This window comes from Agromyces flavus, from assembly GCF_900104685.1.
GTDB lineage: Bacteria > Actinomycetota > Actinomycetes > Actinomycetales > Microbacteriaceae > Agromyces > Agromyces flavus.
The window spans coordinates 2798551-2812727 of the sequence record NZ_LT629755.1 but is presented as its reverse complement, the minus strand read 5'-3'; the positions used below and the strand labels follow the sequence as shown (position 1 = coordinate 2812727).

Below are 14177 nucleotides of genomic sequence, written 5' to 3'. Positions count from 1 at the left end.
CGGGGATGCGGCGGTGGTGGATGGTGCGGCCGGGGCCGCGGTGCGGGTCGCGCAGGGGAGGGGCGCGACCCGCACCGAGTACTCAGGTCAGAACGCGCTGACCTCGGTCACCCACGTGTCCCACGAGGTCTTCTGGTCCTCGACGCCGTCGAAGACGCGCGTGACCGCGTTCTGCAGGGCGTCGTGGTACTGGAAGAACTTCGGGCCCTTGAACGTCGCGACCGTGACGGCCTCTGCACGCGAGATGCCGATCTCACCGGACGGCGCGCCGTTGAAGTACTCGTTGGTGAAGCCCGTGAGGTCCTCGTCCTCGTAGGCGTCGGACTGGCTCGGGAAGGTGCCGGCGTTGGCGAACGCCTTCACCTGCTGCTCGGGTGCGGTCAGCCAGTCGGCGAGCTCGAGGGCCGCCTCGACGTTCTCGCCGTTCGCCGGGACGGTCAGGTACGAGCCGCCCCAGTTGCCGCCGCCGCCGGGGAAGACGTCGGCGATGTCCCATCCGGTGACGTCGGGGGCGTTGCCCGAGATGACGCCGTGCATCCAGCCGGGGCACAGCATGGCGGCGAACTCGCCGTTGGCCATCGACGCGAACCAGTCGTCGCTCCACTGGCCGGCGTACGCCGAGATCGGCACGGCGCGCTCGACGACGGTGTTGTACGCGTCCTCGATGTCGGCGTTCTCGGTCGCGACGATCGTGCCGTCGGGTTCCTCGTAGGCGGTCTCGAGCTGGTTCACGATGCCCTGGAGCACCGAGTTCGCCGAGTCGATGAAGGGCTTGCCCGTCGCGGCCTTGTACTGGTCGGCGACGTCGAAGAAGTTGTCCCAGTCACCGTCGAGGAGGGCGGCGACCTCGGCGCGGTCGGTCGGGAGGCCGGCTGCGGCGAACAGGTCGGAGCGGTAGCAGACGCCCTGGGGGCCGATGTCGGTGCCGAAGCCCACGAGGCGGCCGTCGGCGTCGGTGGCGGCGGCCTCCTTCCAGTCGAGCCAGCGGCCCTTCGCGCTGTCGGGCACCTCGGCGAGCAGGTCGGAGTACTGCATGGCCTCGGTGAACCAGTCGACCTCGACGGCCTCGATGTCGGCGAGGCCCTCCTTGCCGAGCTTCTGGAAGTAGTTGGCGCGCGCGTCGTTCGAGGTGGCGGCGCGGTTGTGGACGATGGTGACGTCGGGGTGCTCGTCCATGTACTCCTGGAGGAGCTCGTCGGTGTAACCGAAGTCGTTGAAGGTGGCGATGGTCAGCTCGACCGGCCCGCCGTCGGAGGCGGCGTCATCGGCCGCGGCGCAGCCGGTGGCGATGAGGGCGATCGATGCGGCGCCGGCGACGGCCGCGAACGCCTTGGTGCGTCGTGAGAGATTCACGGTCACTCCCTTGTGTGCGTGGATTGGTGGGATTGCGGGGCGCTCCGCGAGCGCGCCCCACGGAGGGTGAGAGCGCTCTCACGATGCGGTACCCGATGCTAGGGATTCGCCCGCGCTCATGTCAAGAGAGCGCTCTCACAATTTCGGAATCCCCATCATTTCGCGGCCGACGAGCAGCCCGAGCATTCGGGTGGGGCCCACGACTCGCTCGGCCGGCGTGGATGAAACGGAGGGGCGGCTCCCGGCGTCCTCGGAGGAGCGACGGTTAGCGTTTCCGCCGTGCCACGACCTCTCCTCCTCGCCGGGCTCGCCGCTGCCATCGCGGTCGGCGCGACCGGCTGCGCCGGCATCCCCCCGCTGCCGCCGCAGGCGTCGATCGGCACCGTCACGCCCGATGAGCAGCGCGGTGCCGAGACGGCACCGGCGACCCCCGACGACGATCCGGTCGAGCCCTCGACGGAGGTGCCGTCCGCCGACGCCTCGGACGACGTGCAGCTCGACGTGGCGACCGACCCCCGAGTCGTCGCACAGGTCGAGTATGTGCTCGAATACTGGTCGGACTACAACGACGAGGAGTGGGGCGTGCTCGAGCGCAACGACTGCGTGAACTTCGCAAGCCAATCGCTGGTGGTGCGCGGCTGGGAGCAGGACTCCGCGTGGTACCACGGCGGGGACCCGTACTCCTCGTCGGCATCCTGGCGCAGCTCGACCGCGATGCGCGACTGGCTCGAGGATCGGCCCGACCTGGCGACGCCGCTCGGCGACGAGGAGCGCGATCAGGTGCAGCTCGGCGACCTGGTGCAGTTCGACTGGGACAACTCGGGCGACCGCGACCACACCGGCGTCGTGACGCGTATCGAGCGGTCGGCCGACGGCGTGAAGGTCTTCTTCGCGGGGCACACGCTCGACAGCGACTATCGCGATGTCGACGTCGCGATCACGAAGGAGCACCCCGGAGCGTCGGTGTACTACTGGCGCCTGGCCGCCTGATGGCGCCGGGCGCGCCGGTGTCCGCACGCGTGCGGCGGAACCGATGGATCGCGGGCGGCGTCGCGGTGGCGGTGCTCGCCGCGGCCGGCGTCGCGACGGCCGTACTCGTCACGGGCGGCGCCGCCGAGCCCGGGGCATCCGCGTCGGCGAGCCCCACGGCCACGCCGAGCCCCACGCCGGATCGTCCGTCGCCGGTCGCCACGCCCACGGCCACCCCGGTGCCGACGTTCGACCGCGCGGCGCGATCGATCGACGACCCGAACAGCATCTGGGTCGTGGTCGACAAGCTCCGCCCGCTCCAGCCGATGGACTACGAGCCGGCCGACCTCGTGGCGGTTCCCGTCGCGCACACGTGGGATCCCCTGCTCCGCCGCGAGGCGTCCGACGCCGTCGTCGCGATGTTCGCCGCCGCGAAGTCCGAGGCGGGCCTCTCGCTCGCCTCGAACAGCGCCTACCGCTCGTACGCGGCGCAGCAGAACATCTACGTCGGGGATGACGAGCTCACCGCGCGGCCGGGCTTCAGCGAGCACCAGACCGGACTCTCGATCGATGTCGGGGCCGAGTCCGGCACCTGCTCCCTCGAGGTCTGCTTCGCCGACACGCCCGAGGGCGCGTGGCTCCGCGACAACGCGTACCGCTTCGGATTCCTGCTCCGATACCCGGCCGACAAGCAGCCCGTCACCGGGTACCAGTTCGAGCCGTGGCACTTCCGCTACATCGGCGTCGAGCTCGCCGCCGAGATGCGCAAGACCGGCGTGACCACGCTCGAGGAGTTCTTCGGGCTGCCCGCCGCGCCTGCGTACCAGTAGCGTGCGGCGGGCCCTGCGCGGGCGTAGGCTGCCGCGGTGGGCGATGGCGAGATGGGCGATGAGCGGATGGCGCGTGCCGCCGCGCCGCGCGGACGGAACGGACTGCAGCTCGGCCTCCTCATCCTGAACCAGCTCCTCGCGGGCGTCGGCGTCGCGACGGGCATGACGCTCGCGGCGATCCTCGTGACCGACCTCACGGGCGTCGAGGCGATGGGCGGGCTGTCGCAGTCGTCGAGCGTGCTCGGCGCCGCGATCGCGGCCGTGCCGCTCGCCGGACTGGCCGTGCGATCGGGCCGCCACGTCGCACTCGCGACGGGTTACGGCTGCTCCGTCCTGGGCGCGGTGCTCGTCGTGGCGGCGGCGACGACGGGCTTCGTTCCGCTCGTGTTCCTCGGGCTCGCGGCGTTCGGCGTGGGCACGGCGGCCGGCTTGCAGGCGCGGTTCGCGGCCACGGAGGTCGCGTCGCCGGGCTTCGAGGCTCGGTCGATGTCGTTCGTGCTGTGGGCGACCACGATCGGCTCGGTCGCGGGCCCGCTGCTGTCGTCCACCGGCGACGAGGTCGGTCGCGAGGCCGGCCTCCCGCCCTTCGTGGGTCCGTTCGTGCTCTCGGCCGTCGTGTTCGGGATCGCCGGACTCATCGCGACGTTCGCCCTCCGACTCCCGCGCGCGGGGCATCTCGAGTCCGACGCCGGCGCGGCGGGGTCCGATGCGCGGATCACCGCATGGTCCGCGTTCCGGTCGGCCTTCGCGGACCGGCGCGGTCGCCTGGCGATCCTCGCCATCGTGTGCTCGCACACGGTCATGGTCGGGGTGATGGTCATGACGCCGGTGCACATGACCGACCACGGCCTGCCGATCGCCCTGGTCGGCGTCGTCCTCAGCATCCACATCTTCGGCATGTTCGGCGCGAGCCCCGTGATGGGCTGGCTCGTCGACCGCATCGGGGCGACGCGCGTGATCGCGATGGGCGGCGGCATCCTGCTCGTGGCCACGCTCCTCGGCGTCGTGGCGGGCGATTCGATGACGCTCATCCCGGTGGCGCTCGGCCTGCTCGGGCTCGGGTGGTCGGCGGGGCTCATCGGCGGGTCGACGCTCCTCACGACGACCGTGTCGGCGGCGACGCGCGTGCCCCTGCAGGGCGCGACGGATGCCGCGATGAACATCGCCGCCGCGACCTCCGCCGCGTTCTCGGGGCTCGTGCTCGGCATCGCGGGGTTCGCGGGCGTGAACGTCGTCGCGATGCTCGTGCTCGTGCCGCTGCTGCTCGCCGGCGTCGCGGTCGCGCGTGGAGCGCGCCAGCCGGTCGCCTGACCACCCGGCGTCCGATCGGCCGCCGAGGCTCGCGGCGGCTCCCGGCGTCCGGTGAGAGCGCGCCCACGTTCCTCCCAGCCCACACGAGGGATCCTCACAAGGACGCGTGCTGGACTCTCGTGTCCCCCTGAATGCCGACAACGGATCCCCCCTCCTTCATCGTGCCCGAGAACACCAAGAACTCCTTCCTGCCCGCTTTCCGACGTTCGACCTACCGCGCACCCGACCCCGCGTCCGCACAGGCGTTCGACCTCGCCCGGCCCGATGCGGCCCCCGACACCGCCGACCCCACGGCGCGTCGTCAGGCCCTCGCGACGGTGCCGGCCCCGGCACCCGGTCATCCCCGCCACCGGGCCGACCGGATCTGGAACCGGCGTCCCTCGAGCGGCGTGCGGCGCGCGCTCCTGCTCGGCGGCGCGTCCGCCCTCCTCGGCGGAGCGCTCGTCACGACGATCGCGGTCACGGGCGTCGACCAGGGACCTGCCCTCGCGGCCGGCGCCGACCGCGAGGCGGCCATCGACGCCGCGGCGTCGGGTGCCGCAGCAGCATCCGATGAGCTCGTGTCGCAGGTCGACGCGGCCCGCCCGGTCGTGACCGGCGGCCTCTCGGCGGAGGAGGCGCCGTTCACCGGCGGCACCCAGGTCACGGTCGAGGGACGCAACCTCGACGAGGTCGCGGCCGTCACCGTCGCGGGCGCACCCGCCCGGATCGTCGCCGAGACCCCCGTCGCGATCACCTTCGCGGTGCCCGCGGTCGACGACGCCTTCCGCGGCGAGGCCGAGATCGAGCTGACGGATGCCGCCGGCACGCCGATCGACGTCGAGACGCCGGCCGCTCCGTCCAGTCCGGCCGCCGCGGCCGCCGACCTCATCGGCCCGGTCGCCGATGCGGACGCCGAGAACGCCGATGCCGCACCGACCGCGACGAGCGAGCCGCTCACGATCACCTACACGAACGACCCCGGCATCGACGCGCAGCTCGCATACGTGCTCGCCCACTGGTCGTCGTACAACTCGGCCCAGTACCCCGTGCTGAGCGGCGTCGACTGCGCCAACTTCGCGAGCCAGTCGCTCGTGGCGCGCGGCTGGGCGATGGACGGCGCGTGGTACTACGACGCCGGCACCCGCCAGATGTCGCCGGCATGGTCGAGCTCGACGGCGCTCCGCGACTACCTGCTCACGCAGCCGGGTCGCGCGACCGCGCTCACCGACGCGCAGCGCGACCAGGTCAAGGTCGGCGACATCGCCCAGTTCGACTGGGACGGCTCGGGAGACCGCGACCACACCGCGATCGTGACCCGGGTCGAGCACACCGACAACGGCACCAAGGTCTGGGTCGGCGGCCACACGAAGGACGCCGACTACTGGGACGTCGACCAGGCCCTCGCCAACGGCGGCGGCTCGGTGTCCTACTTCGCGCTCGGCTGATCCCCTGACGAGCGACTCCCAGCGAACTGTCACCGAGCCGGGAGAAACGCCCAACCTTCCCCAGTAGCCTGAGCGCCGAGCCGGCGGTCGCCTTCGGAGGTCGCCGGTCGAGGCTGGGAACCGGGGGTCGACATGGGAGTCCAGACCGCGCTCGATGCCGTACGGCGCGCACCGTCGCTGATCGACGCCATGCGCCTGTCCGACGACCTCGCGTTCGAGGCCGCACGCGACCCGGGGGTCCGCACCATCCGGGTGCTCGCGGATGCCATCCACGGCGAGGATCAACTCGTGGCGATCGCCGGGGTGCACGCACTCGGCGGGGTCATCGATCGCGATGCCGGGCGTCAGCTCGCGAGCCTGCTCTCCGACCCGCGGCCCTTCGTGCGCGAGCACACCGCGTGGGCGCTCGGATCGGGGCTGCCCCGGTTCGACGCGATCGGCCGACTGCTCGGGATGGTCGCGGCCGGCGGCTTCTCGGGCATGCTCGCGCAACGCGCGCTGGAGCAGTGGGCCGATGCGGTTCCCGAGGCGCTCGTGCCGGGCCTCGAGGGCGCGCTGCTCGGGATCGCGGAGCCCGAGGCACGGGCGCGCCTGGTCGAGACCCTGGGCCTCGTGCGCGACCGCCTCGCCGACGGGTCCCTCGTGCGGCTGGCTGCAGAGGAACACGAGCCCGACATCGTGCGGGGTGCCGCGGTCGCGGCCCTCGGCGACCGCTCGGCCGACGGGGCGGCGAGCGACATCCTGCACCACCTGGCCGGTTGCGAGGGATCGCTCGCCGAGGTCGCCCGGCTCGCGCTCATCGACCGCTCCGCGGCCGACGGCCGCTTCCGGCGTCACGCCGGCGAGTGCACGATCGCCCAGCTCTTCCTGCATGCCGACATCGATCCCGGCCTGAGCGCGGCCGGCGCGGGCGACAACGGCGGCATTGCGACCCTGCTCGTCCGCCTCGGCGACGCCCTCACCGCTGAGGCGGGGGGCATCGACCGGGTCCTCACGCTGTCGCGCGGATCGGCGGCCGATGCGGCGGCCGACGCGCTCGCCCTCGAGGCGGACGCCGGCGAGGCCGGGCACGTGTACGCCCGCGTCCCGATGCCGACCGAGCCGGTGCCCGCGGTCCAGGCCTGGCCGTGGCGAGTGGCGGCGCGGCGCGGCATCCGGCGGGCCCTGCGCGCTGCCGGCGGCGTCGACCTGCTGCACCTGCGGATGGCCGACGTCGGCAGCCTCGCGGCGTCGGAGGTGGCTCGCGAGCTCGGCATCCCCGTCGTCTTCAGCGTGGCGCCCGATCCGCACGGCGTCATCGACTCACTCGACCGATCGGGTCGGCTCACGCGCGAGGACTACGGCGACGTGGATTCCGCCGAGCACTTCTGGTTCCGCGCCCGGCTCGTCCAGCGTCTCGCGGCGAACTCCGCGCACACCGTGGTGTTCCCGCGCCCGCGCCTCCGCGAGGACCTGCAGCGCCTGATCGGCATCGACCTCGAGGCGCACCGCGAGCGGCACACCATCGTGCCCGAGGGCGTGGACCTCGTGACCGGGGACGCGGCGCTCGACGAGGCGTCCGCGCACGCATCCGGCGCCGAGGCGGGCCCCGCCCTCGGCGAGCTCCGCGGCCTGCTCGAATCACTTGCACCCGAGCGTCGCAGGCTGCCGCTCATCGTGACCGCCGGCCGCCTGCACCGCGTCAAGGGCATGGCGGCGCTCGTCGACGCGTGGGCGACGGGGCCGCTCGCCGACCGTGCGAACCTGCTCCTCATCGGCGGCGATCTCGAGCGCCCCTCCGCCGACGAACGCGAGCAGCTCGATCGCATCGACGCGATCGTCCCACCCGCCGAGCGGACGGCGGCGGGCCTGGTGCTCGCCGGCCATCGGCCGAACGACGTGACGGCGCGCTGGCTGGCCGCGGCTCGCGTCGGCGTGCCAGGGCTCGCCGCCCCGCGCGGCGTCTACGCGTGCGCGAGCCTCAAGGAGGAGTTCGGCCTGGCCCTGCTCGAGGCGATGGCCGTCGGACTGTTCGTGGTCGCGCCCGACGGCGGCGGACCGGCGACCTACGTCGCCGACGGCGACACCGGCCTGCTCACGGCGACCTGGGATCCCGCCCGCCTGGCCGATGCGCTCGAGGTCGCGGTCGCCACGGCCGCGGCCGAGCGCGACGAGGAGCGGGCCGAGCGTTCGCGCGCGATGGTCCGCGAGCACTTCACGATCCAGCGGATGGCGCGCACGCTCGCCGAGGTCTACCGGGGCGTCGCGCGCGACGAGGCCGAGCTGCTGCGGGCCGGCCACAGGGCGGCGTCATGACGCTCCTCGTCATCAGCCCCGACTACGCGTCGCACCTGCTGCCGCTGGCCACGCTCGCGACGGCATGGCGCGACCGCGGCGAGCGCGTGGTGGTCGCATCGGGTCCCGCCACCGCGGGGATCGCCGACGCGTTCGGCCTCGAGCGGCGCGACCTGCGCCTCGGACGCGGATCGAACCCCGGCGTGATCACGGCCGACGCGCAGCCTGTCGACGAGGGTGCGTCGCTCCGCGGGTTCTTCGCGGCGACGCGCGAGGGCGCCGTCGCGACGCTGCGGTACCAGGCGTCCGAGCGGCTGACCGACCTCATGTGGCAGCCGGTCGAGTCGGCGCGGGCCACCCAGCGGATCGTCGAGGAGGTCGATCCGGACGCGGTGCTGGTCGACCACCTCGCGTTCAGCGCACGGCTCGGGCTCGCGACGGCCGGCGTCCCGTACGGCGACGTGGTGCTGGGACATCCGAGTGCGCTGCCGGTCGGCGACGAGGTGTACGGGTTCCCTCCGGATTGGCCGGCGGCGTTCAGTCCGGATCCCGACGACCTGGCGGCGTTGCGGGCGCTCTGCGAGCGGGTGTCCGAGCGCTTCGCCGAGGAGTGGAACCGGGCGGCGCACGAGCTGGATCCGTCGTTCCCGGCGACCGAGGACGCGTTCGCGGAGCATGGGCCGCTCGTGCTCTACAACTCGCCGTCGGAACTCGTCGACGATGCCCGGCGTGCGCTGCTCCCGCCGCACCGCTTCCTCGGCTCGGCGCTCCGCGACGAATCCGAGGATCGCGAGGTCGGCGAGTGGGTCGAGGAAGCGGGCCGCTTCGCCTACGTCAGCTTCGGCAGCTTCCTCTCCGTGCGCGGCGACGTGCTCCGTCGCGTCGCCGACGCGCTCCGGTCGGTCGGCCTCAGGGCCGCGGTCGCGACCGGTTCGGCGGATCCGCGCGAGCTCGGCGACCTCCCGGCCGATTGGCTCGTACGGCCGTACCTGCCGCAGGTGCGACTGCTGCGGGCCGCGTCGGTCGCCGTGACGCACGGCGGCAACAACTCGGTGACCGAGGCGCTGGGCTGCGGGGTCCCGCTCGTGGTGCTCCCGTTCTCGACGGACCAGTTCGCCGGCGCTGCCGCGCTCGAGCGGAGCGGGTTCGGTACCGCGCTCGACCCGAACGCGGCCACGGCCGACGAGCTCGCACGAGCGCTGCGGCACGCACTCGACCTGGGCCCCGAACCGCGCGCACGGCTCGAGGAGCTGGCGGCGGCCCAGGCCGTACGCCCGGGGCCCGACGTCGCGCTCGATGCCCTCGACGACACGCTCGGCCTCGAGCGCGCGAGCTGACTACCCCGAGGCGAGCGCCGCGTCGACGATCCGCTTGGCCTCGGCCTGCACCTCGGCGAGGTGCTGGGGACCCTTGAACGACTCGGCGTAGATCTTGTACACGTCCTCGGTGCCGCTCGGACGCGCCGCGAACCAGGCGTTCTCGGTCGCCACCTTGACGCCTCCGACCGACGCGCCGTTGCCGGGCGCCGACGAGAGCTTCGCGACGATGGGGTCGCCCGCCAGCTCGGTCGCCGAGATGGCGTCGCCATCGAGCTTGCCGAGCGCGGCCTTCTGGGCAGCGGATGCCGCGGCATCCGTGCGCTCGTAGGCGGGGTCGCCGAACCGCTCGACGAGCTCGGCGTACAGCTGCGACGGGCTCTTGCCGGTCACCGCGCGGATCTCGGATGCGAGCAGGCACAGCAGGATGCCGTCCTTGTCGGTGGTCCACACCGTGCCGTCCTTGCGGAGGAAGGACGCGCCGGCGCTCTCCTCGCCGCCGAAGGCGACCGAGCCGTCGATGAGGCCGGGAACGAACCACTTGAAGCCGACCGGCACCTCGACGAGCGTGCGGCCGAGCGACTCGGCGACGCGGTCGATCATCGAGCTCGACACGAGCGTCTTGCCGATCGCCGCATCGGCCGGCCAGTCGGGCCGGTGCGTGTAGAGGTACTCGATCGCCACCGCGAGGTAGTGGTTGGGGTTCATGAGCCCGGCGTCGGGCGTCACGATGCCGTGCCGGTCGGCGTCGGCGTCGTTGCCCGTGAGGATGTCGAACCGGTCGCGGTTGGCGAGCACCGAGGCCATCGCGTTCGGGCTCGACGGATCCATCCGGATCTTGCCGTCCCAGTCGAGCGTCATGAACGCCCAGCGCGTGTCGACCTTCTCGTTCACGACCTCGAGGTCGATGCCGTAGCGGTCGCGGATGGCGCCCCAGTAGCCGACCGACGCGCCGCCGAGCGGGTCGGCGCCGATGCGGATGCCGCTGGCCTTGATCGCGTCGAAGTCGATGATGCTCGCGAGGTCGTCGACGTACCGGCCGCGGAAGTCGTACGTCTCGACCGCGGAGGGCTCGGCCTGGTTCACGCCGCGCAGGCCGTCGGCGATGAGCTCGTTGGCGCGGTTCGCGATCCAGCTCGTCGCGTCGGAGTCGGCGGGGCCGCCGTGCGGCGGGTTGTACTTGAAGCCGCCGTCCTGCGGGGGATTGTGGCTCGGCGTGATGACGATGCCGTCGGCCTCGCCCTCGGCGCGGGAAGCCGGATCGTTGTTCCATGTGAGGATGGCGTGGCTGAGCGCCGGCGTCGGCACGTAGTCGTCGTACTCGTCGGCGAGCACGCGCACGCCGTTCGCCACGAGCACGTCGAGCGCCGTCGTCTGCGCCGGACCGCTCAGCGCGTGCGTGTCGGCGCCGATGAACAGGGGTCCGGTGATGCCCTGGCTGTTGCGGTAGTCGACGATCGCCTGCGTGATGGCGAGGATGTGGTCCTCGTTGAACGCGGTGTTGAGACTCGAACCGCGGTGCCCCGAAGTGCCGAACACGACGCGCTGCTCGGGGATCGAGACATCCGGGTGCAGGTCGTAGTACGCCCTGAGCAGGGCCTCCACGTCGATCAGGTCGGATTCGGTCGCCGGGGTGCCCGCTCGCTCGTGCATGCCCCCAGTCTGCCCCTCCGGTTCCATCGGCGACACCCCTTGCGAGGCTGCCCGCGGCGCGGCGTCGCGGTCACGCGAGCGACTGCACCGCGGTCGCGATCGCGTGGATCGCCAGGCCCGCGAGCGCACCCACGACCGTGCCGTTGATGCGGATGTACTGCAGGTCGCGCCCGACTTGGAGCTCGATCTTCTCCGTGGTCTCGGTCGGGTCCCACCGCTCGACGGTCTCGGTGATGACGCCCGCGATCTCGTGGCGGTACTTGCCCAGGACGTAGGCCGCGGCATCCGTCACCCAGACGTCGACCTTGGCGGCCAGCTCGGCGTCGGACGCGAGCCGCGACCCCACCTCGATGAGGCCGGAGCGCAGCCCGGCGCGCAGCTCGCTCGACGGGTCCTCGAGGGACGCCGCGAGCGAGACCTTGACCGAGCCCCACACCTCGCCGGCGAACTCGCGCAGCCGCGGGCTCTCGACGAGGTCGGCCTTGAGCTGCTCGACGCGCGCGATCATCGCCGGGTCGTGCTGCAGGTCGTCGGCGAGCTCGGCGAGCCATCGGTCGATCGCGAGTCGCAGCGGATGGTGCGGATCCTCGCGCACGGCCCGCGCGAACGCGAGGACCTCGCGGTAGGCCTTGTCGTCGACGAGCCCGCCCACGAAGCCCGGCATCCAGCGCGGCAACCGGCTCGAGACCATGCTGCCGAAGGCCTCGGGATGCTCGCTGAGCCACGACTCGGCCCGCTCGAGCACGGCGTCGACCGCCGCGCGCTGCTGGTCGGCGGCGACGAGTCGCGCGCCGACGCGTCCGATCGCCGGACCCCATTCCGGCTCGAGCAGGTGCCGGCGCGCGAGCTGCTCGATCACGTCGGCCACGTCGTCGTCGGCGAGCAGCGTGAGCACGCCGCGTCCGGCCACCGACACCTCCTGCGTGACCCGCGAGGCGTTGGCCGGCTCGCGCAGCCACTCGCCGAGCCGATGCGCGACGCCCATCGAGCGCAGCTTGCCCGCGACCACCGCGTCGGACAGGAACTCGTCCTCGACGAACGCGCCGAGCGCGGCGCCGATCTCGTCCTTGCGCCGCGGGATGATCGCGGTGTGCGGGATCGGCAGGCCGAGCGGATGCCGGAACAGCGCCGTGACCGCGAACCAGTCCGCGATCGCGCCGACCATCGCGCCCTCGGCGGCGGCGCGCACGAATCCCATCCACGGGATGTCGTCCTGCAGCGGGAAGGCGACCGCGAACACCCCCGCGGCCACGATCAGCAGGCTCAGTGCGAGCCGCTTCATGCGCCGCAGCGCGATGCGCCGCTCCTCGTCGGTGGGCACCGATCGGTGCGGTGCCGCGACCTCAATCGTCCGGGTCATCTCGCGCACCCCCTTGGCGCGATTCTGCCCCGCCCGGGGGCGTTCGGGGCGGGAAACACGGCGATCTCCCAACGTAGGCTTGCGGCATGACGGATGCCGCGGCGCCACGACCCGACGAGACCTACTCGTACCTCGGGCCGGCCGGCACGTTCACCGAGGCCGCGCTGAAGCAGGTGCCCGAGGCATCCGGCAAGCACTGGCGGAGCGTCAACAACGTGGGCGAGGCGCTGGCCGACGTCGTCGAGGGCCGCTCGGTCGCGGCGATGATCGCGATCGAGAACTCCGTCGACGGCGGCGTGACCGCCACGCAGGACGCACTCGCGACCGTGCCGGGCCTGCGCATCGTGGGCGAGTACCTCGTGCCCGTGAACTTCGTGCTCGTCGCGCGGCCCGGCACGCGGCTCGACGAGGTGCGGGTCGTGAATGCGCACCCGGTGGCGTACGCGCAGTCGCGCGGATGGCTCGAGCGCACGCTGCCCGACCACGCGCACCTGCCCGCGACGAGCAACGTGCAGGCCGCGGCATCCCTCTTCGAGAACGGCCTGGCCGACGCGGCGGTCGCCCCGCCCGGCATCGTCGACCACCTCGACGTCGACGTGCTCGCCGACGGCATCGGCGACAACCCCAACGCGATGACCCGGTTCGTGCTCGTGAGCCGCTCGCGCCGCATCGCGCGCCGCACGGGCGCCGACAAGACGAGCCTCATCGTCGAGCTGTCCGACGACGAGCCCGGATCGCTGCTCGCGATGCTCGAGCAGTTCTCGACGCGCGGCGTGAACCTGTCGCTGCTGCAGTCCCGGCCGATCGGCGACGAGATGGGTCGCTACCGCTTCGTGGTCGACCTCGAGGGGCACGTCGAGGACGAGCGCGTCGCCGACGCGCTGCTCGGCCTCCGCCGGTTCAGCCCGAAGGTGATCTTCCTGGGGTCGTACGCGCGCGCCGACCGTCGCGAGGCGCAGTACCACTCGAAGTACGAGGACGACATCTTCATCGAGTCGCGCGACTGGCTGCGCGGCATCCTGAGCGGAGAACCCGAGGAGGACTGAGCCATGGCGGGGGCGGCGAGGGGGCCGGAGTTCGATCCGCGGTACGACGCGCGCTACCAGCGCGGCTGGGCGCCCGGCGAGTCGGATGACCCGGAGCCGGACGATCCCGCTGCGCCCGAGGATCCCGCCGCGCTCGCCGATCGCGCCGATCCGCCGACCGATCCGGTCATGGCGAGCCCGGTGCCCGATCTCGCCGCGTCGGGGCCCGTCGCGGCGCCCGCGCCCTGGAACGATCCTCACCCCGGACCGGAGGCCGAGCCCGAGCCCCTCGCGGTGGACGCGTCGGAGCCGGTCCCGTCCATCACGCCGTCACCGTCGCCTGCCGACGTGGAGGGCCGCCGCGATGCCGCTCGGATCATCCGGATCGCCCTCGGCGTCTCGTGGGCGATCGCGATCGCGGCCACGCTGGTCGGTGCGGGGCTCATCTGGTCGCTCATCGCGGTCGAGGACCCGTTCGGGATCCCGGCCGGTGGCGAGGTCGAGCTGATGATCCGGACGCTCGCCCAGTTCGTCGCCCCGAGCCTGCTCTCGACCGGACTGCTCGGGATGGTCGCGCTGCTGGTCGTCGACGGACTGCGGCGTGCTCGCAGGATTTGCGCGCCGATCGCCGAGAGGGCCGGCGGCGCCTCATGAGCCGG

At 72.8% G+C, this 14177-nt stretch carries 11 protein-coding genes; 8 read left to right on the top strand and 3 right to left on the bottom strand.

Annotated elements, in window-relative coordinates; translation table 11 throughout:
* Positions 1-87 precede the first annotated feature (87 nt).
* A complete protein-coding gene (locus BLT99_RS13290) occupies positions 88-1353 on the bottom strand; it encodes an ABC transporter substrate-binding protein (protein ID WP_092676349.1) in 1266 nt (421 codons plus the stop codon).
* Between the two features lie 279 nt (positions 1354-1632).
* Between BLT99_RS13290 and BLT99_RS13285 the strand changes: the two genes are divergently transcribed.
* From BLT99_RS13285 to BLT99_RS13260, 6 genes are all read left to right on the top strand, one after another.
* On the top strand, positions 1633-2343 hold the full coding sequence (locus BLT99_RS13285; protein WP_092673359.1) for an amidase domain-containing protein: 711 nt from the start codon (positions 1633-1635) through the stop codon (positions 2341-2343).
* A 17-nt stretch (positions 2344-2360) separates the two neighbouring features.
* Complete coding sequence (locus BLT99_RS13280; RefSeq protein WP_231945686.1) at positions 2361-3152, top strand: M15 family metallopeptidase; 792 nt, start codon at positions 2361-2363, stop codon at positions 3150-3152.
* Between the two features lie 36 nt (positions 3153-3188).
* Entirely contained in the window at positions 3189-4463 is a 1275-nt protein-coding gene (locus BLT99_RS13275) for an MFS transporter (protein ID WP_092673352.1), read from the top strand.
* Between the two features lie 161 nt (positions 4464-4624).
* Positions 4625-5890, top strand: coding sequence for an amidase domain-containing protein (locus tag BLT99_RS13270; RefSeq protein ID WP_133988391.1), 1266 nt, complete (start codon positions 4625-4627; stop codon positions 5888-5890).
* 132 nt (positions 5891-6022) lie between these two features.
* Positions 6023-8185: a glycosyltransferase gene (locus BLT99_RS13265; protein ID WP_092673346.1), complete on the top strand. Its 2163-nt coding sequence runs from the start codon at positions 6023-6025 to the stop codon at positions 8183-8185.
* Positions 8182-9501, top strand: coding sequence for a nucleotide disphospho-sugar-binding domain-containing protein (locus BLT99_RS13260; RefSeq protein ID WP_092673343.1), 1320 nt, complete (start codon positions 8182-8184; stop codon positions 9499-9501). Before BLT99_RS13265 ends, BLT99_RS13260 begins: the two co-directional genes overlap by 4 nt.
* Here BLT99_RS13260 and pgm read toward each other — a convergent pair whose 3' ends face one another.
* Together pgm and BLT99_RS13250 are read right to left on the bottom strand one after the other, a co-directional pair.
* The gene (gene pgm / locus BLT99_RS13255; protein ID WP_092673340.1) at positions 9502-11133 is read right to left on the bottom strand and encodes a phosphoglucomutase (alpha-D-glucose-1,6-bisphosphate-dependent); all 1632 of its coding nucleotides are present in this window, start codon (positions 11131-11133) and stop codon (positions 9502-9504) included.
* Positions 11134-11203: 70 nt separating this feature from the next.
* Positions 11204-12493 carry a DUF445 domain-containing protein gene (locus BLT99_RS13250; protein ID WP_092676344.1) on the bottom strand — a complete coding sequence of 430 codons (1290 nt, stop codon included), beginning with the start codon at positions 12491-12493 and terminating at the stop codon, positions 11204-11206.
* A gap of 86 nt (positions 12494-12579) precedes the next feature.
* Between BLT99_RS13250 and pheA the strand changes: the two genes are divergently transcribed.
* Positions 12580-13539 (top strand): prephenate dehydratase, encoded by a 960-nt coding sequence (gene pheA, locus BLT99_RS13245; RefSeq protein ID WP_092673337.1) that lies wholly within the window; start codon positions 12580-12582, stop codon positions 13537-13539.
* Between the two features lie 3 nt (positions 13540-13542).
* A complete protein-coding gene (locus tag BLT99_RS13240) occupies positions 13543-14172 on the top strand; it encodes a hypothetical protein (protein ID WP_092673334.1) in 630 nt (209 codons plus the stop codon).
* Positions 14173-14177 lie beyond the last annotated feature (5 nt).

What these genes read in the sequence shown, in the direction of transcription:
- BLT99_RS13265 (WP_092673346.1), top strand. Translation starts at nt 6,023, where the DNA reads ATGGGAGTCCAGACCGCGCTCGATGCCGTACGGCGCGCACCGTCGCTG.
- BLT99_RS13260 (WP_092673343.1), top strand. Translation starts at nt 8,182, where the DNA reads ATGACGCTCCTCGTCATCAGCCCCGACTACGCGTCGCACCTGCTGCCG.
- pgm (WP_092673340.1), bottom strand. Translation starts at nt 11,133, where the DNA reads ATGCACGAGCGAGCGGGCACCCCGGCGACCGAATCCGACCTGATCGAC.
- BLT99_RS13250 (WP_092676344.1), bottom strand. Translation starts at nt 12,493, where the DNA reads ATGACCCGGACGATTGAGGTCGCGGCACCGCACCGATCGGTGCCCACC.
- pheA (WP_092673337.1), top strand. Translation starts at nt 12,580, where the DNA reads ATGACGGATGCCGCGGCGCCACGACCCGACGAGACCTACTCGTACCTC.
- BLT99_RS13240 (WP_092673334.1), top strand. Translation starts at nt 13,543, where the DNA reads ATGGCGGGGGCGGCGAGGGGGCCGGAGTTCGATCCGCGGTACGACGCG.